The sequence below is a fragment of the Streptomyces chromofuscus genome (genome assembly GCF_015160875.1).
GTDB lineage: Bacteria > Actinomycetota > Actinomycetes > Streptomycetales > Streptomycetaceae > Streptomyces > Streptomyces chromofuscus.
This window is the reverse complement of sequence record NZ_CP063374.1, coordinates 3,766,267-3,789,155: the sequence shown is the minus strand read 5'-3', so window position 1 is coordinate 3,789,155 and position 22,889 is coordinate 3,766,267. Positions and strand designations below refer to the sequence as shown.

The window sequence follows — 22,889 nt, the reverse complement described above, 5'->3', positions numbered from 1 at the left end:
CGGCCCGTCCGATCGCTTAACCAACCCGTCGGATTCATCGATGAGTTGACCGGAATTGGTGGGCTGGTGGACGGCATGCGGTAGGCGGTACGGTCGACCGGTGAGCGTTCGGCGGCCCCGAGCGGGCGACGGCGGTGGCAGGGAGTTCCAGCGGCTCTCCGACGAGCTGCGGGCCCGGATGACGGACGGGACGTACCCCCTGCGCTCCTTCCTGCCCTCGCAGCGCCACCTCGCCGACGAGTTCGGCGTCTCGCGGGACACCGTCCAGCGAGCCCTGCGCGAACTGGCCGACGAGGGCTGGATCGAGTCCAAGCAGGGCAGCGGGTCGCGGGTCGTGAAGACCCAGCGCATACAGTCCTCGACGGCCAGGGCGACCAGGTCACGCCGGGGCGTCACCCTCGAACCGCTCATCAGCGAGGCCTTCGAGCGGCCGGAAGTGTCGCTGGACGTCTACACGTTGACGTCCGAGACCCTGGACACGCACATCCGGCTGCAGGCGGAGCGCATCCGCGGCGGCTTCATCGCCCCCCAGCACATCGCCCTGCGGATGCTCCTGCCCTCCAGGACGCTGCCGCTGCCCTATCCGCGCGTCAAGGACGACACCGACGACCCGCTGATGCGGGCCCGTCTGAACGCCATCACCGAGCACCACACCGCGTCGCTGCGGGGTGTGCTGGCGGATCTGGCGACGGAGGGCCTGGTGCCGGACGTCGACGTGCGGATCCGCCACGCACCGCTGACGCCGGCGTTCAAGCTCTACCTCCTCAACGGCACCGAGGCACTGCACGGCCCGTACGAGGTGATGCAACGTCAGCTGGAGCTGGCGGACGGCCGGAAGGTCGTCGCCCTGGACGTCCTGGGCCTCGGCGCCACGCTGACGCACCACGTCAAGGACGCGGATCCGGACTCGCCGGGATCGGTGTTCGTGGCCAGCATGCAGGCGTGGTTCGACTCGGTGTGGGACCACCTGACCGAGCAAGGCTGAGCGGTGCAAGTGCGCTAGCATGCCCGCACCGTATGAGCAATCGCTCTCGAACATCCGTGTGGCACGGCGAACCGGCCCGCCGCACGGCCTCCCGCCGGACGAGTCGCACACCACCCGTTGTGCCCACCCGACGCGCGGCCCGGGCCGTACGGGTGTCTGCTGACCTCTAGCGTTGCCGTACCCATCCATCCTGTGAACGATCTCGGAGCGGCCAGTGGGCGCACCTCCTCATCCTCGTACCGCCCAGGGGGAGCGCTCGCCCGACGCCGCCGTCACGGAGTTCGTGGCCTACGCCGAGGCGCACGGGCAGATGATCAGCGGGCACCACAACCGCAACTACCTGGTCCCGCTGCCGGGGAAGCTGGCGTCCCTGCTGAACCGCGAGGCCGGCACGCCGGTGACCGTACGGGTCCGGCGCAGCGACGCGCTGCCCGTGGTGATCAGGACCTGGCAGGACGAGGCGCAGATCCTCGATGCCATTCGGGGGGTCCTGCCGCACGTGCCTCAGTGCCTGGCCCAGGGCGACGGCTTCGCCCTCCACAGCTTTGTGGAGGGTGTCCCCCTGTCCAGCGTCTGCGGCAACGACAAGCCGGTCGACGCGCTGCTGATAAGAGAGCTGGCCCGGCTGGTCGCCCAGACGGCTCAGGTGCGGCGCGGAGCGCTGCCGCCCCTGCCGGGGCACTGGCCCGGCAACGACACGGACAGCCAGGCCTTCCTCCGGACCCTCGTCCACCTCGCGGACCGGCAGATCCGGCAGCCCAATTGGACTGCCTTCGGTGGACTGTTCAAGGCCCTCGGCATCCCGGAGGACGCCCTGCTCCGGTTGGGTGAGCGGGTGCCGGCCATGGCGCGGCGGCCGTACAGCCTGCTGCACGCGGACCTCCACCGGGACAACCTGATCGTGTCGTACGACGGGGATCCGCCGCTCATCTGCGTCGACTGGGAACTGGCCAGCTACGGCGACCCGCTGCACGATCTCGCGACCCACCTCGTGCGCATGCGGTACCCGTCCTTCCAGTGGGACGAGGTGATCGACGCGTGGGCCGAGGCCATGGGGGCGGTCCGCCCGTCGGCCGTCAACGGCCTGGCCAAGGACCTGCGCCACTACATCGACTTCGAACATGCGCAGTCCGTCTATCCGGACGTGATGCGTGCCGTGGACGGGCTCGAGGATTCGTTCGACCAGAAGAGCCTGGACGACGCGACAGCGGCGGTGCACCGGGCCCTGACGTCGGCGGCCGACCCGCTGCGGCTCAGCAATCTGCCGGGCCCTTCCGAGATCGAGTCCATCCTCTACCGGTGGCGCGCCTCCCGCCGCGGCCGGGGGCGGGTGCCGAGGGCCTTCCACTGGGAGCCGGACGAGCGGGTGCCGGAGCGCCCGGACTTTCCTCGCGAGGCGGTGGCGGAGGCCCTGCGCGAGGAGGGCGCCGCACCGGCCGGCCGGGTCTTCAAGGGCACCGCGCACCTCAACTCCGTGGTCCTGGTGGACGGCGTCGACTTCCCCGTGGTGGTCCGCCGCAAGAGGGCCAACGTGAACCCGCGGGAGCCCCGCTATCTCAGCGAGCACGCCGTGCTGAGCGCCATCGAGGAGTCGCGGATCCAGGTGGCGGCCCCCAGAGCGCTCGCGCTGGGCCGGGACCACGAAGGGGAGCATTTCACCATCCACACCTACGTCGGTTCGCACGACATCGACGAGCCGCCCCAGCACCCGGTGCACGGGCTGCTGCCGCGCGAGGCGGACGGTCTCGTCGACCAGCTCTGCGAACTCAGCAAGGTGGACTACAAGCGGGTCGACCCGCTGGCCGGCGAGGGGGCGTTCCACTCCTGGCTGTGCGAGTCGCTCGTCACCCTGGTGCGCGACCTGCCGCCGGAACTGCGGCGGCTCGCCCGGGAGCTGGGCCTGCCCGAGGCCTCCCGCCTGAGCGAGATCCTCGCCCGGAACGAGGTGACCCGGCGGAAGCCGGCGCTGCTGCACGGGGACCTGAACCCGTGGAACCTCGTACGCCGCCACGACCGGCTGGCGCTGACGATCATCGACTGGGAGATGGCGCTGGTCGGCGACCCCCTGTACGACCTGGTCCGGCACATGCATCTCACCCGGACCCGGCCGGAGATCCGGGACCGCATGTTCCGCCGCTGGGAGAGCAGGCTGGACCCCGAGTACACCCGTGAGTGGCGCAGGGACTGGCGGGTCTACCGGTGGATCGAGATCGTGCGGTCGGCGTACGTGGATCTGGACCGCCTGGTGACCGGCGCGAGCCTGGACGCCCCGAACGTCCGCCGTGCGGTGGACTCGTACGCGATGACCCTGGAGGCGGCGACGGGTTCACTCGGGCTGCCGAAGGCCAACCCCCTGCTGGTGAGTGCCCTCGCGGGTCCCGGACGGCGGCGACGCCCGGGGACCGGCCCGTAGGCTCGACCCAGCGCAGAGGTCGGGCTGCGCGAGCGCAAGAAGCAGCGGATGTACCAGGTGGTGTCGGACCTCGCGGCCAGGATGTTCCTGGAGAAGGGGTTCGACGCCGTGTCCGTCGCCGAGATCGCCGCGGCGGCCGAGATCTCCAAGCCGACCCTGTTCCGGTACTTCCCGGCCAAGGAGGACCTCGTCCTGCACCAGATCGCCGATCACGAGGGGGAGGCGGCGCGGGTGGTCTTCGAAGCGGCCGAGGCGCCGCTCGTCGCACTGCGGCGGCACTTCCTGGACGGGCTGGAGCGGTTCGATCCGGTCACCGGGCTGAACGACGAGCCGGGCGGGACGCTCTGGGGCGGGGGAGGGGTCGGTGGGGGTGGTCGTGGCGAACGCGGACGCCGGGTGGGTGCGGGAGGCGCTCGCGGCGGCCGGGATCGACGCGGCGGGGCCAGAGGAGCTCGCCGCGCGGGTGACGGCGGTGCCGGCGAGTGTGGTCGAAGGGCTGGAGTACGACCATGGCGTCGCCGTGGAGCCGGCGGCGATCGTGGAGGGGGAGCAGGCGGAGGGGCGGGGGCTGCACCAGCTGTATGTGGTGCTGACGCGGGCGGTGTCGCGGTTGGACGTCGTGCACGCGCGCGTGCTGCCGTTCTGAGCCGATGCCGGGGAGCGGCGCCCCCGGGGTCTTCCCGGAGGCGCTGTTCGAGGGGTCAGGCGTCGAGCAGGGGGAGCAGTTGCTCCTCCTCGTAGGTCAGGTGGGCCTCCAGTTCCCCGGTGAGTCGCTCGACCTCGCTGCGGGCGGTGGCCACGTCCTCGGTGGCGATCGCCGTGCGCAGGTCCTCGACCAGGGCCGCGATGCGCTCGTGCTCCTCGCGGAGGCGGTCGATGGCGGGGGCGGCCGCGGGGTGGCGCTCGGCGAGGAACGGGAACAGGCCGAGGCCCTCGCCGGTGTGGTGGTTGTGCAGTCCGTGGCAGAAGGTGAGGCAGTTGACGCGCAGCTGGACGCCGAGCGCGCCGCCGTTCTCCGTGCCTTTGGCCATCTCCTGCCGGATGAGCGCGAGTTCGCGCCGGAAGGCATCGTGAACGACCTTGAGCGCTTCACCCATGGAACCGGCATTGATGTGCCCAGGGCCGTTGCCCGCGATCTGGTGGAGCGCCACCACGGGTATCACCCGCCCCGCCTTCTGCTGGTACGCCGCCCAGCCCTCGTCCGCCTCGACGGCCCGCGCGAAGGCCTGGTCGCGCTCCTCGCCCTCCAGCACCACGGCCCGTGCCTGATGGGTGAACGCGCCGCTCTCCACGGTGACCTGCGGATGGGCGAGCAGGTTGTGGTACCAGGCCGGGTGCCTGGGGGCGCCGCCCGCGGAGGCGATGACCAGGATGCGGTCGGCGCCGTCGGGCAGATAGGCGAGGGGGGTGGTGTGCTCGGCGCCGGAGCGGGCGCCGGTGGTGGTGAGCAGGATCAGCCGGGCGCCCTCGAAGTAGCCGCCGACGCGGCCCCGGTTGGCGCGGAACTCCTCGATGACCTGCTGGTTGAAGTCGTTGACGACGTCGTTGGACATGCTCGTTGTTCTCTTCTCTCTCTGGTGGTGATCGTCGTTGGTGTCCGGTGGACGAACGCTGAACGCGCAGAGAGAGATCGGCGGGCTCCGGGCCCGCCACGGCCTCATTCAGAGGCCGGGCACCCAACTCGCTCGCGGCACGTGGCCGCAAACCCGGCAGTCATGAACAGCACACTAACCTAGGCGCGATGCTCCTCTTCCTGGATATCGACGGGACGCTGCTCCCGTTCGGGTCGGCGAATCCGTATCCGGTGTACGAGACGCCCTCCGGGCGGGGCGCCGCCCACCCGCTGCTGAACAGGGTCGATCCGGCCCTCGGGCCCCGACTGCTGGCGCTGGGCTGCGAGTTGGTGTGGGCCACCTCCTGGCAGGACGAGGCGAACGAGGTCATGGCGCCCTGGCTCGGCCTGCCCCCGCTGCCGGTCGTGGACTGGCCGGAGGGGGTGGAACCGTTCGGCCCGCTGCACTGGAAGACCCGGCCGCTCGTGGCCTGGGCGGCGGGCCGGCCCTTCGTCTGGGTCGACGACGAGATCACCGCGGCCGACCGGGACTGGGTGGCCGCGCACCACCCCGGACGAGCCCTGCCACATCGTGTGGACCACCGGGTGGGGCTCACGGACGCGGACTTCGCCGTGCTGGCGGGGTGGGTGGGCGCCGGCTGACGCCGTCGGTCGAGCGGCGGTGGCGGCTGACGCGTCGGTTCAGCGGCGCCGGCGGCTCAGCAGGTCCGTGACCCGGATGAAGCCGTCCGTTCCGTGGCCGAGGGCGATGACACGGCGGGCCTGGCCCTCCACCGCGCGCATCACGCTCGCCTCGATGCCGTGGGCCTCGGAGGCCTCGACGATGTGAGCCATGGAGGAGACCGCCGAGGTGATCGGGTTGAGCTCGCCGGAGTAGGTGCCGTCGTCGGCGTCGCCCGCGAACTCCTCGAACAGCGGCGGCAGGATCGCGGCGATGCCCTGCGCGAAGGGCGCCAGTTCACGTCCCGTGACGCCCTCGGCGCGGGCGACCGCCAGGGCGTGCGCGTAGCCCGCCATCGCCGTCCAGAAGACGTCGAGCAGGGCGACGTCGTACGCCGCCGCCCTGCCGACGTCCTCACCGAGGTGCGTGTGCGTGCCGCCGAGCGCGTCCAGGGCGGGCTTGTGCGCGCGGTACACCTCCGCGGGGCCGCTGTGCAGGAACACCGCCTCGGGCGTGCCGATGCTGGTGGTCGGCGTCATGATCGCGCCGTCCAGGTAGCGGATGCCGTGCCCGGCCGCCCAGCCGGCGGTGTCGCGGGCCCGGGCCGGGGTGTCGGCGGTGAGGTTCACGAGCGTGCGGCCCGCGAGAGCGTCCGCGACCGCGGGCTGCCGGAGGACCGCGTCGGAGGCGTCGTAGTTCACCACGCAGATCACGACGAGGCCGCTCGCCGCGACCGCCTCCTCGGCCGAACCGGCCGGCAGCGCTCCCCGGGCGACCGGCTCGGCGTCCCGGCCGGGGGTGCGGTTCCAGACGGTGGTCCGCAGACCGGCGTCCAGAAAGGCGCCGGCCAGGGCCCGGCCCATCGGCCCCAGACCGAGCACGGTGACGGCAGACTGGTCGTCGTACGTGGACATGCTGGTTCAACTCCCTTGAGATCACCACGGGTAATTCACGACAAAAGGGGCGAGGATGACGCGCGGGCAGGCCCAGGATCCGAACGTCTGCGGAGTGACCGCCGCCATCGCGGTGATCGACGGCAAGTGGAAGACGTCCCTCCTGTGGCTCCTCGAGTCGGGCCCGCACCGCCCCGGCGAACTGCGCCGGAAACTGCCGGGCCTCACCGAGAAGGTGCTGACCCAGGCGCTGCGCGAGATGGAGACGGACGGCCTCGTCCACCGTGAGGTGCACGACGTGCTGCCCCTGAAGACCGTCTACTCCCTGACCGTCTTCGGCCGCGAACTCTCCGAGGCACTGGCCCCCCTCTCCGACTGGGGCCACCGCCGTCTGGAGCGCCTCACCGCGACCTCGTCGGCCTCCTGACCACCCGCGACCAAGCCTCTCTCCGGCGGCGAGCGGTGCCAAGTACGCACAAAAAAGTGGGTATGCGACGGCGGTGGTCACGCGGCACGCGCGCGTACGACGCGTGCGGTGGCCGACGGCCGGCAGTCGGGTGCGGGGTCCGGGGTGCGGGGGAGGCCCGGATGCGGGCTCCGGCGTGGAAGGCGGTGCCACGCGACATGCCGCGCATACTGACCTCAGGAGAGGTCACGAGCTGACCGCTATCGCTGCGACGGTGGTCCCGTCCGAACACCGAGAACGACCGGAAGGGCCCGATCACCATGACCGCCACGACCGAACCCGCCTCCCCTCTCGACTCCGAACGGGCCGAACTGCTCGCCGCGCTCGCGACCGCCCGGGCCGCCCTGATCCGCACGACGCGCGACCTCGGTGACGAGCAGGCCGGTGAGCGCCCGACGGTCAGCGCGCTGTGCCTGGGCGGGCTGATCAAGCACGTCGCCGCCGTCGAGGAGGCATGGATGCGTTTCGCCGTCGACGGCCCCTCGGCGATGAGCTTCGACCTGCCCGAGGGCGTCACCTGGGGCGACATCGCGGCCGGTACGGCACGCGAGATCCCGCAGTGGATGGTCGACCACCAGAACGGCTTCGACATGCTGCCCGGCGAGACGCTGGCCGGGGCGATCCAGCGCTACGAGCAGGTCGCCACCGAGACCGAGAAGGTCCTCGCCTCCGTACCCGACCTGTCGGCGACGCACCCGCTGCCGCAGGCGCCGTGGCACGAGCCGGGAGCGGTGCGCAGTGTGCGCGGCGTGCTGCTCCACCTCATCGCCGAGACCTCCCAGCACGCCGGGCACGCGGACATCCTGCGCGAGGCGCTCGACGGGAAGACGTCCACCTGACACCGTCCGGGTCCACGTCCACCATGCGCTGAGTGCCTGGCCCGGACGGCGGCCGCACCCCGGCCGCCGCCCGGCGCGGCGCACGCGCGCGTGCGGGGGAGCCGTACGCGCGCGCCTTGCCGGGGAGCGTCGCGTCCGCGTCATCCGAACCCGCCGCACGCGCGCGTGTGTCGCCGGCGTCACGCTCGCCGCTCGGCCTCCCGGGCCGTGCGCTCCAGTCGGTCGCGGTACTCCTCCCACCACGCCGGGTCGCCCGGCGGCATGCTGGTGTTGTCCTCCCCTCATGCCCGGCGTGCCGCTGCGTGTCGGCGATCACGCGCACCACGGCGTGCTGCAACGTCACCTCGTCCTTGCCGTCGGGCCACCAGGGCACCCTGCCCACGGTGTCCAGCGCCATCGCGTCGATCGTCGCGTCCGCGTGCGCCCATGCCCGGCGGTACAGGTCCACGACGAACTCGCGTGACTCGTCGGCGGTGGCCCACATGTCGGCGTTCGTCTCGGCACCCTCGTCGAGCCAGGGCAGCGGCTCCCCGGAGGGTCGGCCGAAGGTGTCGCCGAGATAGCCCAACTCCACACCGGCCACGTGTTTGACCAGGCCCAGGAGGTTGGTACCCGTGGGAGTCAGTGGGCGGCGGATGTCGTACTCCGAAAGTCCCTCCAGCTTCCACAGCAGGGCGTCGCGAGCGGACTGCAGGTAGAAGAGGAGATCGGCCTTGGCGTCCGTTGCTGTCATGGGGGCAGTCTGCCGCCTTGACCCGTCTCCATGAAGATGGGTCATCGCGATGCTGTGACCTGCGGTGGTTCAGATTGAGTAAGACGAGGCGAGGGCCGACGTCTTGCTCAATCCGAGACTTGAGCTCCGCGGGCAGGAGGCCCCCGGCACCCTGTGCAGGAGGCCGTCTGAAGGGGTGAGAACGGCGGCGTTCAGCTCCCGCCTTGCGAGTGGGTGAGGCTGTGGGTGCGGCCGATCGGGGTAGATCCGCGGCGGGCAGACCAAGTGCGGGGCCAGTCAGTCCGGGTCGGTCGAGCCGGATGTCAAATCGCTCGGCACGCTACTCGGGGAGAACTAATGTTCCCTCCCATGGCCATCGCTTCCGATCTTCCCCCGCGTCTCGGCAGTCTGACCTTCCACGGACCGCTTTCCGAAGCCCGCGCCGGGCGCATCGTCGCGCGGCTCGCCGCCGTCTCGCCCTCCACCGTCCTCGATATCGGCTGCGGCTGGGGCGAACTGCTGCTCCGGGTTCTGGAGTCCGTCCCGGGATCGACAGGCGTGGGCCTCGACATCAACGCCGAGGATCTCGCCAGGGGCAGGGACCTTGCGAAGGGGCGCGGACTGGCCGGACGGGTCGAATTCAGCGAGGAGTCGGCCCTTGGCACGGCACGCGGGCCCGTGGACGCGGTGCTCTGCCTGGGAGCTGGTCAGGCACTGTGCGACCCCGAGCGGCCGTACGATCCCAGCTTCGTACTGCACGAGCTGCGCCGCTTGGTCCGCCCGGGCGGACGTGTCGTCCTGGGCGAGGGCTTCTGGGAACGCGCCCCGACTGACGAGGAACTCGCGGCGATGTGGCCCGGGGCGCACGCAGGCGACCACCTGCGGCTCGGACCGCTCGTCGAGCTTGCTGTCGAGGCGGGCTTCCGGCCGGCCTGGATCGAGTCGGCGAGCCGTGAGGAGTGGGAGGAGTTCGAGTCCGGCTACCGCCACGACACAGAACTCTGGCTCGCCATGAACCCGGACCATCCACTCGCCGCCGAGACCCGCGAACGAGTCGACCGCCAGCGGTCGTCCTGGGCTGACGGCTACCGCAACATCCTTGGCATCACGTACTTGACCCTCGTCCCGGTTACCAGAACCTGAACTGCCGACATTGTGGGTGGAACGGGAGTATCAACTGAGCTCCGAGTTGTCAGCGTCGGGTGCCGTCGCTCTGTTTCAGCGCCGTGGTCTTCCCGGTCGTCCGCCGACCGGAGACGATCACCCCGCGACGACGCCGGCATCTCCACTCGCCTCCCCCGCGACTGCGGATGCCGGGCGAACCGGCGTCGCCGCCGACAACAGGCCCGCCTGCGAATCCACCGCAAGTTCCCGACACCAGACCAAGTGGAAAAGCACCGGCAGCACAGCAATCGGATCGCCCACCGCACACGTCCCGGCCAGCAGACCCCGGGGCCGGGCGAACACGGCCCGCAACCCCGCCGCCACCGGCTCGCGCCGTACCCGCGGATGCCGGTAGCCCGACCACCAGCGCAGATGTGCCGCCAACACCGGATCGAGCACGCCGACCCGCTCGAAATCCCAGCCCACCCCGGCGCAAGCCACGTCCGAGGCCGCGAACTTCACGGCATCCCCGGGCTCGATCCGGTCATCAGGGCGCACATCCAGCACCACGGCGGAGCCGCCCCGACGGCGCACGAAGCAGTCCGGCGTATGGCTGACCCTCCGGGCCTGGTCACCCGGCCGCCATGGGAGCCGGAACGGCTGTGACGCGACGGCCACCACGTCCGGTTCCGAGTCCAGCCGCATCAGATGACCGAGCTCCACCCACGACTCGAAGCCCACCAACTCGCCACTGGTAGCAGCCCGGTACCAGCCGGAAAAGTTGCGCTGCCCCTTGTACGACGGGAACGACCGCAGCTACCCGGCAGCCTCGAACGCGTCGACCACATCGCCTCAAACGGCTCGCTGTGCAGCTCACCACGACCGTCGACGTACTCCAGCCAGAAGCCCTCAGCCTCCACCAGCCACCCCCACCCGGCGCTGACCACGTACAACGACGATGGGGAGCCAGGCCGGCAGTGGCTCACAGACAGCGAGACGGACCGGTAGATGGCTCAGGTTGACCGGGACGCAAGACCAGATGACTCAGATGGACCGAGACTGGCTCACCTTCAGCGAGACGGGTCACGCGCGCTCGCGATCGGAGTGGAGGGGGCCCGTGTCCCGTCTCAGTTGAGGTGAAGCATGACGAGGCGTTGACCGGCAGTGGTTCATCTTGAGTGAGACGCTGTTCGGTGCGGCGTCTCACTCAACCTGAGGTCTGTGAGTCCTGCGCTGCTTCGCGCTCGGCAGCGAACTCGTCGAGGAGCTCGAACAGGACCTTGGTCGCCTGCTGTTCGTCCTCAGGCGGAAGATTCCACAAGTCGTCCCAGCCGTTCGGGAGGGCGATGTGGAGGATTTGGCCCGGCCAGGCGTGGTTGCTGTCGCGTCGGCGACGGGCGACGAGCCAGTCGTGCCAGCCGGTGAGCCCGGGCCCACCGTGCCGGAGAGCATGCTGGTCATAACCGGTCAGGAACGCGGTCAGCATGTGGAAGGAGGTCTTGCCGACGAACATGCCGGGACGTTGGCCGACGCTGACGAAGTACTCGCGTTCAGTCATCTCCGAGAGGGGCTTCATGCGTCCGTACCCTCCTCGTCAATGGCGCTGTCGCCCAGGTCTGGACGAAGCCTGCTGCGGACCGCCTCCAGACGTTCGGCGTAGTCCGCCGCAAAGATCCCCGACAGCGACTTGTCGAGCGTTCCGGCAATGCGGTGAAGGGGTGCTCAGACCGCCGCATCGCCGACGAGACGACTGAGGTCCGTCATCTGCACCTGCTCCAGCCAGTCCGACAGGACCAGCGCCTCATCCGAGGTGAGCTTGATGATGATCTCCGGATTCTCCACTCCTCGAACATAGTTCGTCGACCCTGCACTGTCAGAGGTGCCTGGCACAGTGCCGCTGTGGACATTGATTCCTTCTGGAAGCTCATCGAGGAGTGCCGACGTCAGGCGCAGGGCCCGGACGAGCGGCTCGCGTGGCTGCGTGGCGCATTGGCGCGAAGGTCGCTGGCTGAGGTCGTGCAGTTCCAGGTGCGCTTGGACGAAGTGATGCACGAAGCGTTCACGTGGGATCTGTGGGCAGCAGCGGACCGGATCTTCGGTGGCTGGTGTTCGGATGACGGATTCTGCTACTTCGGCCTGTGGATGGTGGGGCTCGGCCGTGATGCCTTCTCCCGGGCACTGGCTGATCCGGACTCTCTGGCCGACGTTCCGGAGGTCCAGTACTTGGTGGGACGCCCGCGGGAGATGTGGAACGACGACTGGCCCGGGTGGGAGTCTCTCGACTATGTCGCGATGGAGGTCTACGGGGTCCTGACCGGTGTCGACAATGATTGCGGCGACGCGTTTTATGAGGCTGTCGAGGCTGAACAGGGTGATGGAGAGGGCAGTTCGGGGCCGCTCGGTCAGCGGTGGGACGTGCGACGTGAGGACGAGGCAGCACGCAAGCTGCCGAGACTGAGCGTGATGTTTCCTCTTCGATCGTTCGCTTAACGAGTCGGGCGGCGTCGCAGGTGCGTAAACGGGAAGCGGTCGGCCCGTGGGCCTCGCCGAACGCGCCTTATCCTCACCGAGAGATCATGTGAGCGTGATGCTGTGGATCCGCGCCTACGACGGCGAGAGCGATGTCTGGTCGTACTTCGAACTCGACGGCGAGGAATGGGCCCTGCGCCAGGTCGACCTGCAAGGACCTCAGCGCCAGCCCGTGACCGCAGCTTCGCTGGCGGAGGTCATCGAGATCCGTGACCGTGGCGACCTCGCGGCCATGGCCGCCTACGAGCGGCAGTACGGCGTCCTCGCGGAAGGCGCCCTGCGCGGAAGGCAAGAAGAGGACGGCGCTGCCGAGATCACCCGCCAAGAATTCGAGTCGACGTGGGCCGCTGTGCGAGAGACCCTCGACGCGGATCGCACCGAGGAGACGACTTGATCACGGACTACCAGCAGAGGCTGCGCGAGCGCTATCTCGCCGCCACCGTCATGCCGGCTCCCGAGCCGTGGCAGTCGGTGATGGACCGCAGGACTCCCATCGGGGGCCTTCTCGGTATCGGATTCGCCGTCCATCCCGACAGCGGACACGACCTCATCATGGTCGTGTCCAGCGACGGCCACGGACTCTTCGACACGGTCACCGGCGAGAAGATCGCCCGCGACCGGGACCCTGACCCGGAAACGAGCACCCCCGACGCCCACCCGGACCTCACCTGCCCTGGGATCGGCCCAATCGCAAGCGTCCCGGTACGCATAGCCGGACTCTTCGGCGGCGGCCTGCACAGCACCACGCCGGACGGCTGGACCGTGGACGTCGTCAGCCCCGAGTGGCCCCACGACCGCGTCATCCTCTCTGCCGACGGCGGGTCCCACAAAGGCCCGGCGGGAGGGACGTGGTGGCACATCTTCCACTCCGAGTACTCAGAACTCCGCGCGGCCGGGTTCTCTCCCTCCGGCCTGACCCTGGCGGTCGCCACCAGCAGCGACCTCACATTCTGGACCCGGCCCGGCCTCCACTTCGACGACTGAGCGGACAGCGCGGGTAAGCAGGCGGGAGGAGGACAGATGGACCGGGCGGAACTCGCCGGGATGCTGGGCGACCAGACCACGGCCTGCGAAGCCGCCAGGGAGGCGCTTCTTGCTGGAGGCGACTTTGTCGTATGGGACGGCCGCGTTCCCAGTCAGCAGCTTGCCAGCATCTACGCGGCTCGTCTCCGACGGGCGAGCAAGCGAGGTGCTGAGACTCTCGCCCTGCCGTCCACCGCCGACATCCTCACCCGGCTCGAAGCCGATCAGGTCAGGATCGGTCGCATCTTCTCACCGGACCGGACGTGGGCCTTCATGCTCTTCCTCGCCGACGACGCCGACGCAGTCCTCGCCTGCACGGGAGTCCGCCGAGCTGAAGGGTGACAGTTGTCCTGCTGACTTGTTTCACTCAACCTCAGCAGTCGGTTGTCCCGGCTACGTCATTTGGGGGGTGCTGGTAAGTGCGCCAGAGGCGTCTGAGGGCTTCGAGTTCGGTTAGGGGGAAGTGCTCGCCCCACTTGCCTCGATAGCCGCTCTCGCCATAGGTCTGCGCGACCTCGTCGAAGCAGCGGATCATGGTGCGAGCAAGCTGGTCGATGCCGAGCTGGCTGGACCAGATCTCGGTTCCCTTGTTGTCGTGATCGCCACCGTGACGCAGTTCCAGCACGCGGGTCCAAATGTCCACGCCTTCGCGGTAGAAGATCCACCGGTAGGCGGTCGGCTCGGCCTCGAACTGGGCACGGGTCTCCGGCTCGCCCGCGAGGAGCCGGGCCACTGCGGTCAGCAGCTCCTCGGGCGCACTGGTGATGTAGGACGCGGTGAGCTCGACTCTCGCCTGGCGATCTTCAAGGGTGCAGTCGGCCCACCCGGATCCCGCAAGCGTCCAGGTGATGCGCATGTCGGATGTCACTGGTGCCCCTCGGCGAGGAAGGCCCGGACTTCGGCCGCGAGAGAAGTCATCTGCTCGCCGGCCTCCAGCCAGGTGGTCACCGAGGCGCCCCAGCCGCCTGCGGCCTGAGGCCATGGCCGCACGGCCCAGGTCAGCCCGACGTGGCCGCCGGACCGGAAGACCGCCGACACCGTCAGGTCGCGGTCGTGGGTATGCCAGCTCCGTTCGCCGGCCCATCCTCGGTAGTCGGCGGCGAGCTCGTCCAGGAAGATGGTGAGATCGCTGTCCCAGATCCAGGCGACGACCTCGTTGACGCGAGCGGTCAGACCGGGGGCCTGCAGCTCGACGGCATAGTGCACGGAGTCTGCGTCGAAGCTGAACCGGTCGCAGAACGTCACGCCGACGGACGCGTTGTCCTGGCAGCGGATGGTCACGTCGGCCTCATCGTCAGTGCCGACGTCTGGTGTGGTCATGGGCGGAACGCTAGGTCAGCAGCCCGTTCGACGTCACTTGGATTCGCTGTCGGTGGGATGGAGAACGGCTGCGGCGATTGCACGGACGCGCTCCATAGTGATGCCGGTCCGCTGTTCGATTGCGAGAGGGTGGTCGGTCGGCTCCAGCTCGATGAAGGGACGCTGTCCGATGGGGCGGGTGTGGACGCGGGTCTTCAAGTTGATGGTGCTGGGCGAGTAGAGGAAGAGGTCGGTGGACAGCCACCCGAAGTACGGTTCCTCGGTTTCCCGTCCCGCGGTGTCCCAAAGGTCTGCGGATCGGGAGAAGTTGTCCCGGCTGAGGGAGACCCATGCGGCCCAGGAGAACACCTCGTCGCTGCCGATGATCGGTATCTCGACCAGACCCTTGACGAAGTAGTGCTGTGCCTGGATCACGCACTGATCCGATGAGAGAAGGCAGTCCGCAGAGTCGGCGAAGCTCGGTTCCCAGACGTATGGGGCGACAGCCGAGTAGTTCATCGGTAGCTCGGCGTGGTGGCTGCCGCAGCCTGAGCAGGCGAATCCGAGGTTGTTGGTCATGAGCGGAGCCTAATTCGGCTCCGATGCAGCTGTCGTCAGTCCCGTCTCAGTGAGGGCAGAGGCAGTTCACCGTGCGTGTGCTGGGGAACGCTTCAAGATCCTTCGGATGAGAAGGGGAGGGAACTGGTCGTGCGGGTGGGTGGTTACGAGTCCGTCGAGGCTGGCCTCATGGTGGCGGACGGCCTCGTCGACCCGTTGGGCAAGCCGCACGATCTCTTCTTGGAGCCAGGGGATGGCGGTTGTCCTCAGCTGCCGCTCCGCGGGTAGTCGCCTGTCGAACTCTCTGCGGAAGCGCTGAACCTCTCCCGGGCTTCCGAGCGCTTGTTTTCGCCAGTAGAACGAGGCGAAGAGAATGGCGACCTGTACGACCTTGAGCTGCCCCGAGTCTCGTAGAGTCCGGTGATCTTGTTTCAGGCGGACTGCGGGGCCTGCTCCTGGCTTCGCCAGAAGGCTTGCTCGTACTCGGCCGGCGGTACGTAGTCGAGGGCGGAGTGGAGGCGTTCTTCGTTGTACCACGTGACCCACTGGAAGATCGCCCGCTCGACTTGGTCGACGTCCTTCCAGGGGCCCTGCATCTCGATGAGCTCGGCCTTGAAGGTGCCGTTCAGGGCCTCGGCCATCGCGTTGTCATAGCTGTCCGCGACGGAGCCGACCGACGCGGAGGCGCCGATGTCGGCGAGCCGGTCGGTGTACCGAATCGATACGTATTGCGACCCGCGGTCGCTGTGATGAATGAGGCCGGAGTCCTTCTTGATCCTCCGTCTCCACAACGCCATCTCCAGTGTGTCCAAGGGGAGTTCGGTCCGCATGTGGTTCGCGACCTGCCAGCCGACGATCATCCGCGAGTACACGTCCAGGACGAACGCCACGTATGCCCACCCGGACCAGGTGCGCACATACGTCATGTCCGCCACCCACAGCTGGTCGGGGCGGGATGCGGTGAAATCGCGGTCGACCAGGTCCGGCGGGCGGGGCGCCGACGGCTCCGGCACGGTGGTCCTGCGGCGTTGACCACGGATGACGCCCTCCAGGCCCAGCTCGCGCATCAGCCGTTCGGCGGTGCAGCGGGCCACGTCGACGCCCTTACGCCTGAGCGCGCGGGTGATCCGGCGGGCGCCATAGGTGCCGCCCGACTCGGCGTGGACCTGCTCGATCAGGGGCATGAGCTGCTCGTCCCGCAGTCGGCGGGCCGATTTCGGCCGCTTCTTGCGGGCGTAGTAGGCCGACTCGGACCAGCCGAGCACCCGGCATACGGGCCCGACCCCGAAGCCGCTGTCCTTCAGGCTGTCGATCACCTGGTCGGCCTCGTCCGGGGACGGTCGAGCTCCTGGGCAAAAAGCGCACTCGCCGCTTTGAGGATCTCGTTCGCCCGCCTCAACTCCGCTACTTCTTTGCGGAGTTGTTTCAGCTCCTCACGCTCGACGCTGGTCAGCCGGTCGTCGCGCTCGCCGCTGTCCGCCTCGGCTTGGCGGACCCAGCCGCGCAGGGCTTCCTTGTGGATGCCCAGGTCCTTGGCGACGTGCGCAATCGGACGGCCCGTCGTGCGGACCTCTCGGACGGCCCGCTCACGGAGCTCGTCCGGGTATTTACGTGGTGCTGGCACTGCTCGTGGTTCTCCTTCGGGCCAGGATCATAAGCCTGGCTTCAGGGACTCCACGAGACCGGGGTCAGCTCACAGAATGACTTGAGGCGCTCGTCGTGCGGGGTGAGACTGGCGATCTTTCCGAGTTGCTGGTCGATCCGCCCTCGTGTGATCAGAACTGCCGGTGTGTGCGTGGCGCGAAGTCCGGCGCGTCGGATACTTTCCGGGCCGTCCTCGGCGGTGGCGCGGGCCTGAATGCAGAAATGTGACAGGAGGCGCAGGGTGTTGGACTGCTCCTCAGTCGAGAGGCCCTCGAACCACTCGATTCCCTGTGGCATCGGCCGAAGCTCTTGGGCGAGTTCGTTGAGAATGATGTACGGATCAGCCATTCTCACAACCTCGTTGCGCTCGATTCACAGACTTTCCCGGTCATCCAAGCAGACCCTGGGGTGCCTAGAAAGGCAGTTCGTCGGCTTCCAACGGCTCTGAGTACCCACGTACCCAGTGTCCGGGGAGGGTGGCGCAGAGCGACTCCAGGTCGGCGAACGTACTTCCCCGAACGTGCAGCCAGCTGTGGTCACTCAGTCCGTCGAGTCGCAAGAGCTTCCCCGGCGCGGAAAACCAGCACACGGGTGACTCTTCCTTCCCCGTCCACATCGGGTACTCGGGAAACTCCACCGGCGCGAACCGACTAGGCAGCTCTCGAATCAGGCTGGCGGGAAGTTCGCAGGCGTTGTAGAGCCGTCCTTCGCTGCCAAGCAGCGTCTCGCTGAGTACGAGCTCGACACAGGCCAGGGAGACCCGCTCCAGGTAGCGGACCCAACCATCCCGTGACTGGACGAACACCGGCGGATCGTCCTGACCGAGGTCCCGCAGCCGCACTCCCCAGAAAGCGCATCCCTGGTTCTCGCTGCGGAAGACGAGCACTCCACCGAACTCGTCGTGTACGAACAGCTCGGAAGGGCGAAGCAGCGGGTCCTGGTTGCCGGTGAGGTCGTGACGCGTACCGAGAAGCGAATACGCCTCGCGCAACGCGGTCGGCAGCGCGAGCCCCAGCATTTCCTCGGCTCGCTCCAGCTCCTCCGCTCGCGTACCCGCGCCGTCGGCGAGCGGCTCAGCCCATGCTGCGGCAAAGTCCCGAACGAAGGCCCAGGCTCCCGCCCTGTCGGGTATCCCGCCGCGCAGAGCTTGAGCCACATCGAACGCGTCAACCATGCGGTGGACCGTACAGGCCGGCCAGCTTCTCCCGGACTCCGCCAGGTCGTTTGCCAGAACCACTGGGACTCGCCACATCTACTGAGAACGGACAGGAGTGGAGGGGGCCGGGTGCTGCCGTACGGGTGGCGTGGCGCACTCTTGCAAGCAGATGCTTGCAATAGTTAGCGCTGCGCGGCATGGTGGACGTATGGCATCGCTCAACGTCGGCAACCTCGGTGAGTATCTGCGCGAACAGCGGCGCAACGCGCAGCTGTCGCTCAGGCAGCTCGCCGACGCCGCCGGGGTGTCCAATCCGTATCTGAGCCAGATCGAGCGCGGGCTGCGCAAGCCGAGCGCGGAGGTGCTGCAGCAGGTCGCCAAGGCGCTGCGGATCTCTGCCGAGACGCTGTACGTGCGGGCCGGGATCCTCGACGCCGAACGGGACAGGGACGAGGTGGAGACGCGCGCCGTCATCCTCGCCGATCCCACGCTGAACGAGCGGCAGAAGCAGGTGCTGCTCCAGGTCTACGAGTCGTTCCGCAAGGAGAACGGCTTCGAGGCCGGCAGGCCCGGCGCGACGCGGGACGGTGACCGCGCCGACGGCGGAGACCTCGGCGATCTCGGCGGCCCCGGAGACCTCGGCGGTCTCGGCGGCACAAGAGACGGCGACGGCAGCGGCGACGGCGCCGCACGCGACCCCCGCGTTGCCGACGACGGCGACGCCGACCCGCAGCAGCGATCCGCCGGTTGAGCGGGCGGACGCGGCGGGACCCTCGAACCCTCACAGAAAGCCACCGGGAGGACCAGCACCATGGCCATCACCGACGACCTGCGCAAGACCCTCACCGACCCGCGGCCGCTCTACTTCGCCGCCGGCACCGCCGACCTGGCTTTCCAGCAGGCCAAGAAGGTGCCCGGCCTGGTCGAGCACCTGCGCGCCGAGGCGCCGGCCCGTATCGAGGCCGTTCGCAACACCGACCCCAAGGCCGTCCAGGAGAAGGCCACCGCCCGCGTCAGGGAGACGCAGGAGAACGTCCAGAGCAAGGTCAACGAGTTCATCGGCTCCCTCGACTCCGACCTGAAGAAGCTGGGTGAGACCGCCCAGGACCTCGCCCTGCGCGGTGTCGGCGTGGCCGCCGAGTACGCCGTGAAGGCCCGTGAGGCCTACGAGAAGGTCGCCGAGCACGGCGAGCAGGCCGTGCGGACCTGGCGGGGCGAGGCGGCCGAGGAGATCGAGGAGCTGGCCATCGCCGTCGAGCCGGACAGCAAGTCCGCCGAGGCCAAGCAGGACAAGCCGGCCGCGGCGTCGACCGGGGCCGGGTCCGCCCCGGCGAGCAAGCCGGTGGCGAAGAAGGCTCCGGCCGCTCGCAAGGCGACCCCGGCGAAGAAGACGACGCCGCCGGTCAAGTGACACCGCATGGCGGACCGTCCGCGGTCGCGCCGCGTGACACGAACGGGTGATCAGTAACGGGTCGGGCACTCCTGGGGTGCCCGGCCCGTTCTTCGGGTAGCGGGCAGGCGGTTGCGGGTACGGTGGCCGCGTAGGGACTAGCCGATACGGGTGGTGGACGTTGTGCTGATGCAGGGATTCGTCGGGTTCATGTGGCTGCTGAGCATGGCCCTGATCCTTTTCAGCGGCTTCGCTCTGATCGACGCCGCCACCCGCCGTGAGGACGCCTACCGCGCGGCCGACAAGCAGACCAAGCCGTTCTGGCTGATCATCCTCGGGCTCGCCTTCGTGGTGAACCTGATCTTCAACATCCTGTCGTTCCTGCCGATCATCGGCCTCATCGCGACGATCGTGTACATGGTCGACGTACGTCCGGCCCTGCGCGGCCTCCCGGGCGGCGGCCGCGCCCGCCGCGGTTCCAGCAGCGACGGCCCGTACGGGCCGTACAACGGCGGACGGTGAGCAGCCGCCGACGGTAGACACGGGCGCCGACGCTCAGGCCGAGGTGCCCCCCGACCACCTCGCCGTGCGGCACTCAGCCCTGCGGCGCCGCCGGTGCCTTCAGTACCGCCAACGCCGATGGCGCCTTCGGTACCGCCAACGCCGATGGCGCCTTCGGTACCGCCAACGCCGATGGCGCCTTCGGTACCTCCCGGGTGCTGCTTCCGGTGCCGCTGCTGCCTCCGGTACCGCCAAGCGCCGCTACGGCATCCGGTCCAGCAGCAGCACGGCCACATCGTCGGTCAGCTCGCCGCCGTTGAGCTCGCGGACCTCGTGGACAGCCGCCCGCAGCAGCTGTTCGCCGCGCAGCCCCTCCGCCAGCTGGCGGCTGATCATCTCCACCATGCCGTCCTGGCCGAGCCGCTCGCCGCCCTCGCCGATCCGTCCCTCGATCAGGCCGTCGGTGTAGAGCATCAGGCTCCACTCCCGGCCCAGCTCCACCTGCATCCGCGGCCAGCGGGCGCCCGGCAGCAGGCCGAGGGCGGGGCCGTTGTTGTCGTACGGCAGCAGGCGCGGCGCGCGGCTGGGCCGGGCGATCAGTGGCGCCGGGTGCCCGGCCAGGCACAGGCCCGCCCGGCGGCCGTCCGGCGCGATGTCGACCGTGCACAGGGTCGCGAAGATCTCGTCGTCGGACCGTTCGTGCTCCAGCACCTGCTGGAGGGTGTTCAGCAGCTCGTCGCCGCACAGGCCCGCCAGCGTCAGCGCGCGCCACGCGATGCGCAGCTCCACGCCGAGCGCCGCCTCGTCGGGCCCGTGCCCGCAGACGTCGCCGATCATGGCGTGCACGGTGCCGTCCGGGGTGCGCACGACGTCGTAGAAGTCGCCGCCGAGCAGGGCACGCGAGCGGCCGGGGCGGTAGCGGGCGGCGAAGCGCAACGGGGAGCCGTGCAGGAGCGGCGTGGGCAGCAGGCCGCGCTCCAGCCGGCGGTTCTCCTGGGCGCGCAGCCGGCCCTCGGCGAGTCGCCGCTCGGCCGTGTCGGAACGTTTCCGCTCCACGGCGTAACGGATGGCGCGGCTCAGCAGCCGGCCGTCCAGCTCGTCGCGGAACAGGTAGTCCTGGGCGCCCACGCGCACGGCCTCGGCGCCGCGCTCGGCGTCCCCGGACGCGGTGAGGGCGAGGACGGCGTGCCGTGGCGCGAGCTCCAGCACGTGCCGCAGGACGGACAGCTCGTCGTCGCTGTCGTCGGCCCGGCCGGGGGCGGGCAGCGCGAGGTCCAGCAGGATGCAGTGGACGTCGTCGGTCAGCAGCCGCTCGGCCTCGGTGAGGTTGCGCGCGGTGCGGATCCGGATCGGCTTGCCGGCCTGGTCGAGCAGTTCGGGCACGATCGGGGAGCCGCCGGGATCGTCCTCGATCAGCAGCAGCGTGAGGTTGGTGTCGGTGGCAGTGCCGGTGGTGGACGTCTGGGCCTTCTCTTCCCTGTGCGCTTCCCTGCGCGGAGCCTCAGTACCGGGATCACCGGACGCACCGGAGAGGCCGCGGACTGCGGGCGCGGCCGGCGCCTGACCACTCTCCACGGCCGGGATCGCTCTCTGCCGCGGTACGGGTACGGGCATTGTCCTGGGTTCCTTCCCTCCCCCCGAGGGCATGGCGGGTGCGAGGGACCTCGCCCCACCGACCGGGACCTTAGCGGGTGTCGGCGCCGCAGCGGAATGGTGTGAGGCACGCCGCTCGGTGATCGGCCACTGTCATATGCCGCGTTAGGTAACGCAGTTGGACAGGACGCCGCTCGGTACGGAATGACGAAGGTCACGTCCTCGGCGGGTTTGGCGAAGAAGGTGCGTGGGGTGGGTCACGTGGCCCACGTCACCGCGGTTGCGCGGATGGTGCGGTGAGCGTTTCTCAGCCCGTTGCCGGGCGTACGACGCCGAGGATCGGCATCGAACCCGCGCCCGCGATCGTGATCGTCCGCCCCGGCCGCGGGGCGTGCACCATCGCGCCGTCGCCGACGTACATCCCGACGTGGCTGGCGTCGTCGAAGTAGATGATGAGGTCACCGGGGCGCATGTCCTCGACCGGGACGCGCCTCAGCTGCTTCCACTGTTCCTGCGAGGTGCGCGGGATGGCGCTGCCGGCCGCCGCCCAGGCCTGCGAGGTCAGCCCGGAGCAGTCGTACGCCTTCGGGCCCTCGGCGCCCCACTCGTACGGCTTGCCGATCTGTCCGGTCGCGAAGCTGACGGCCTTCTTGCCCCCTGCGGTGGCCGCGCCGTCGAGCTCGTCGAGGATGCCGGAGCCCAGCCAGGCATTCTGTGCCCGCTGGGCGGCCTCCCTCTCCAGCCTGGCCAGGCGCTCCTTCTCCTCCTTCTCCAGCTGGGACTCCAGCTTCTCCGCCGCCGCGATCCGCTTCTCGATCTGCTTCTGGGCGGCGGCCTTCGCCTTGCGGTTGGCCTCCAGCTTCTTCCACTGGGTGGAGGCGTCCCGCGCGTACTGCTCCAAGTCCTGCTGGGTGCGGGTCATTTCCGCCAGCAGATGCCGGGTGGCGCGCTCGCCCTGGCGGACGCGGCCGGTGCCGTCGAGGAACTCGCCGGGGTCGTCGCTGAGCATCAGATGGGCCTCGGGCGGGAGGCCGCCGGTGCGGTACTGGGCGGCCGCGGCGGCGCCGGCGCGCCGCCGCAACTCGGCGAGTTTCTCGCGTCCTTCGGTGATCCGCTTCGCCAGCGCGACGATCTCGGCGGACTGGTGCTCGGCCTTCTCCTCCGCGGCGTTGTAGGCGTCGGTGGCCGAGGCGGCCTCGCGGTAGAGCGTGTCGAGTTGCTCGCGGACGGCTTCCAGCTCCTCGTTCGTGGCGGGAGCCGAGCCGGGCGTGCCCGGGGTCGTGGAGGGGGTGGGGGTGGGTGCGGGCGCCGCGAACGCCGTGCCGGGCGCCGCCAGAACGGTGACCGCGCAGACCACGGTCACGGCCGCCGCGATCAGACCGCGCTTGCCCCTGGCCATACCCCTGCCCCCCAGCTGATTGCCCGTCAGTAACATCGCACGCCCGGGTGATCGTGCCACGCCGTGGCGCAAAACGACAGAGGCAGTGACTCCCTCCCCCATTCCGGCCGTCGTACGGCGATCCCCCCGCCTTTGTGACGAACGACTCACC

The 22,889-nt window shown here is 69.5% G+C and carries 25 protein-coding genes and 3 pseudogenes; 15 read left to right on the top strand and 13 right to left on the bottom strand.

From position 1 onward, the window contains the following. The first annotated feature begins 100 nt into the window (after positions 1-100). The 4 genes and pseudogenes from IPT68_RS17035 to IPT68_RS17020 all read left to right on the top strand — a co-directional run. Positions 101-985 (top strand): winged helix-turn-helix domain-containing protein, encoded by an 885-nt coding sequence (locus tag IPT68_RS17035; RefSeq protein WP_228039732.1) that lies wholly within the window; start codon positions 101-103, stop codon positions 983-985. Between the two features lie 214 nt (positions 986-1,199). Beyond that, positions 1,200-3,398, top strand: coding sequence for an aminoglycoside phosphotransferase family protein (locus tag IPT68_RS17030; RefSeq protein ID WP_373300751.1), 2,199 nt, complete (start codon positions 1,200-1,202; stop codon positions 3,396-3,398). Positions 3,399-3,446: 48 nt separating this feature from the next. Continuing rightward, positions 3,447-3,731 (top strand): annotated as a pseudogene (locus IPT68_RS17025) (TetR family transcriptional regulator); the annotation flags it as partial. A 22-nt stretch (positions 3,732-3,753) separates the two neighbouring features. Then, a pseudogene (locus IPT68_RS17020) lies at positions 3,754-4,044 on the top strand (AAA family ATPase); the annotation flags it as partial. 55 nt (positions 4,045-4,099) lie between these two features. Here IPT68_RS17020 and IPT68_RS17015 read toward each other — a convergent pair. After that, positions 4,100-4,951 (bottom strand): nitroreductase/quinone reductase family protein, encoded by an 852-nt coding sequence (locus IPT68_RS17015; RefSeq protein ID WP_189701825.1) that lies wholly within the window; start codon positions 4,949-4,951, stop codon positions 4,100-4,102. 188 nt (positions 4,952-5,139) lie between these two features. Here IPT68_RS17015 and IPT68_RS17010 point away from each other — a divergent pair, with 188 nt between their 5' ends. Beyond that, entirely contained in the window at positions 5,140-5,613 is a 474-nt protein-coding gene (locus IPT68_RS17010) for an HAD domain-containing protein (RefSeq protein WP_189701826.1), read from the top strand. A gap of 39 nt (positions 5,614-5,652) precedes the next feature. On the opposite strand, the gene IPT68_RS17005 is transcribed toward IPT68_RS17010, so the two are convergent. Next, positions 5,653-6,546 carry an NAD(P)-dependent oxidoreductase gene (locus IPT68_RS17005; protein WP_189701827.1) on the bottom strand — a complete coding sequence of 298 codons (894 nt, stop codon included), beginning with the start codon at positions 6,544-6,546 and terminating at the stop codon, positions 5,653-5,655. Between the two features lie 55 nt (positions 6,547-6,601). Here IPT68_RS17005 and IPT68_RS17000 point away from each other — a divergent pair, with 55 nt between their 5' ends. Beyond that, the gene (locus tag IPT68_RS17000) at positions 6,602-6,952 is read left to right on the top strand and encodes a winged helix-turn-helix transcriptional regulator (protein WP_189701828.1); all 351 of its coding nucleotides are present in this window, start codon (positions 6,602-6,604) and stop codon (positions 6,950-6,952) included. Between the two features lie 299 nt (positions 6,953-7,251). Then, positions 7,252-7,830 (top strand): DinB family protein, encoded by a 579-nt coding sequence (locus tag IPT68_RS16995; protein ID WP_189701829.1) that lies wholly within the window; start codon positions 7,252-7,254, stop codon positions 7,828-7,830. 179 nt (positions 7,831-8,009) lie between these two features. On the opposite strand, the pseudogene IPT68_RS16990 reads toward IPT68_RS16995, so the two are convergent. After that, a pseudogene (locus IPT68_RS16990) lies at positions 8,010-8,563 on the bottom strand (DinB family protein). Positions 8,564-8,911: 348 nt separating this feature from the next. Between IPT68_RS16990 and IPT68_RS16985 the strand changes: the two are divergent. After that, positions 8,912-9,685, top strand: coding sequence for an SAM-dependent methyltransferase (locus IPT68_RS16985; RefSeq protein ID WP_228039731.1), 774 nt, complete (start codon positions 8,912-8,914; stop codon positions 9,683-9,685). 117 nt (positions 9,686-9,802) lie between these two features. Here the strand turns inward: IPT68_RS16985 and IPT68_RS16980 are convergent, their stop codons facing one another. After that, a complete protein-coding gene (locus tag IPT68_RS16980; protein WP_228040566.1) occupies positions 9,803-10,462 on the bottom strand; it encodes a TnsA-like heteromeric transposase endonuclease subunit in 660 nt (219 codons plus the stop codon). A 391-nt stretch (positions 10,463-10,853) separates the two neighbouring features. After that, positions 10,854-11,222, bottom strand: coding sequence for a hypothetical protein (locus IPT68_RS16975; RefSeq protein WP_189701831.1), 369 nt, complete (start codon positions 11,220-11,222; stop codon positions 10,854-10,856). Positions 11,223-11,545: 323 nt separating this feature from the next. On the opposite strand from IPT68_RS16975, the gene IPT68_RS16965 reads away from it, so the two are divergent. The 4 genes from IPT68_RS16965 to IPT68_RS16950 all read left to right on the top strand — a co-directional run bounded on the left by IPT68_RS16965 (position 11,546) and on the right by IPT68_RS16950 (position 13,540). Continuing rightward, positions 11,546-12,136, top strand: coding sequence for a DUF4240 domain-containing protein (locus IPT68_RS16965; RefSeq protein WP_189701832.1), 591 nt, complete (start codon positions 11,546-11,548; stop codon positions 12,134-12,136). 97 nt (positions 12,137-12,233) lie between these two features. Then, positions 12,234-12,569 (top strand): hypothetical protein, encoded by a 336-nt coding sequence (locus IPT68_RS16960; RefSeq protein ID WP_228040565.1) that lies wholly within the window; start codon positions 12,234-12,236, stop codon positions 12,567-12,569. After that, complete coding sequence (locus tag IPT68_RS16955; protein ID WP_189701834.1) at positions 12,566-13,159, top strand: hypothetical protein; 594 nt, start codon at positions 12,566-12,568, stop codon at positions 13,157-13,159. Before IPT68_RS16960 ends, IPT68_RS16955 begins: the two co-directional genes overlap by 4 nt. Before the next feature lie 36 nt (positions 13,160-13,195). Beyond that, positions 13,196-13,540: a hypothetical protein gene (locus IPT68_RS16950; protein ID WP_189701835.1), complete on the top strand. Its 345-nt coding sequence runs from the start codon at positions 13,196-13,198 to the stop codon at positions 13,538-13,540. A 31-nt stretch (positions 13,541-13,571) separates the two neighbouring features. On the opposite strand, the gene IPT68_RS16945 is transcribed toward IPT68_RS16950, so the two are convergent. The 6 genes from IPT68_RS16945 to IPT68_RS16920 all read right to left on the bottom strand — a co-directional run bounded on the left by IPT68_RS16945 (position 13,572) and on the right by IPT68_RS16920 (position 17,873). Next, positions 13,572-14,066 (bottom strand): hypothetical protein, encoded by a 495-nt coding sequence (locus tag IPT68_RS16945; RefSeq protein WP_189701836.1) that lies wholly within the window; start codon positions 14,064-14,066, stop codon positions 13,572-13,574. Continuing rightward, the gene (locus IPT68_RS16940; RefSeq protein WP_189701837.1) at positions 14,063-14,518 is read right to left on the bottom strand and encodes a DUF6228 family protein; all 456 of its coding nucleotides are present in this window, start codon (positions 14,516-14,518) and stop codon (positions 14,063-14,065) included. The genes IPT68_RS16945 and IPT68_RS16940 overlap by 4 nt, the downstream gene beginning before the upstream one ends. 33 nt (positions 14,519-14,551) lie before the next feature. Further along, entirely contained in the window at positions 14,552-15,016 is a 465-nt protein-coding gene (locus IPT68_RS16935; protein ID WP_229818513.1) for a DUF2199 domain-containing protein, read from the bottom strand. Positions 15,017-15,486: 470 nt separating this feature from the next. Next, positions 15,487-16,679 (bottom strand): IS3 family transposase gene (locus IPT68_RS16930; RefSeq protein ID WP_407699452.1). Its coding sequence is split into 2 segments (ribosomal slippage): positions 15,487-16,415 and positions 16,415-16,679, totalling 1,194 coding nucleotides; the frame shifts between segments, so codons are not numbered across the junction. 41 nt (positions 16,680-16,720) lie between these two features. Next, positions 16,721-17,047 carry a DUF5958 family protein gene (locus tag IPT68_RS16925; protein ID WP_189702341.1) on the bottom strand — a complete coding sequence of 109 codons (327 nt, stop codon included), beginning with the start codon at positions 17,045-17,047 and terminating at the stop codon, positions 16,721-16,723. A 64-nt stretch (positions 17,048-17,111) separates the two neighbouring features. Then, positions 17,112-17,873: an SMI1/KNR4 family protein gene (locus IPT68_RS16920; RefSeq protein ID WP_189702340.1), complete on the bottom strand. Its 762-nt coding sequence runs from the start codon at positions 17,871-17,873 to the stop codon at positions 17,112-17,114. 190 nt (positions 17,874-18,063) lie between these two features. Between IPT68_RS16920 and IPT68_RS16915 the strand changes: the two genes are divergently transcribed. From IPT68_RS16915 to IPT68_RS16905, 3 genes are all read left to right on the top strand, one after another. After that, entirely contained in the window at positions 18,064-18,606 is a 543-nt protein-coding gene (locus tag IPT68_RS16915; RefSeq protein ID WP_189702339.1) for a helix-turn-helix domain-containing protein, read from the top strand. A 60-nt stretch (positions 18,607-18,666) separates the two neighbouring features. Next, positions 18,667-19,266, top strand: a complete 600-nt coding sequence (locus IPT68_RS16910; protein ID WP_189702338.1) for a hypothetical protein — start codon at positions 18,667-18,669, stop codon at positions 19,264-19,266. Positions 19,267-19,434: 168 nt separating this feature from the next. Next, entirely contained in the window at positions 19,435-19,767 is a 333-nt protein-coding gene (locus IPT68_RS16905; protein ID WP_174864723.1) for a DUF2516 family protein, read from the top strand. Between the two features lie 240 nt (positions 19,768-20,007). Here the strand turns inward: IPT68_RS16905 and IPT68_RS16900 are convergent, their stop codons facing one another. Further along, complete coding sequence (locus IPT68_RS16900; protein ID WP_189702337.1) at positions 20,008-21,360, bottom strand: PP2C family protein-serine/threonine phosphatase; 1,353 nt, start codon at positions 21,358-21,360, stop codon at positions 20,008-20,010. Positions 21,361-21,646: 286 nt separating this feature from the next. Beyond that, on the bottom strand, positions 21,647-22,738 hold the full coding sequence (locus tag IPT68_RS16895; RefSeq protein WP_189702336.1) for a C40 family peptidase: 1,092 nt from the start codon (positions 22,736-22,738) through the stop codon (positions 21,647-21,649). Between the last annotated feature and the right edge of the window lie 151 nt (positions 22,739-22,889).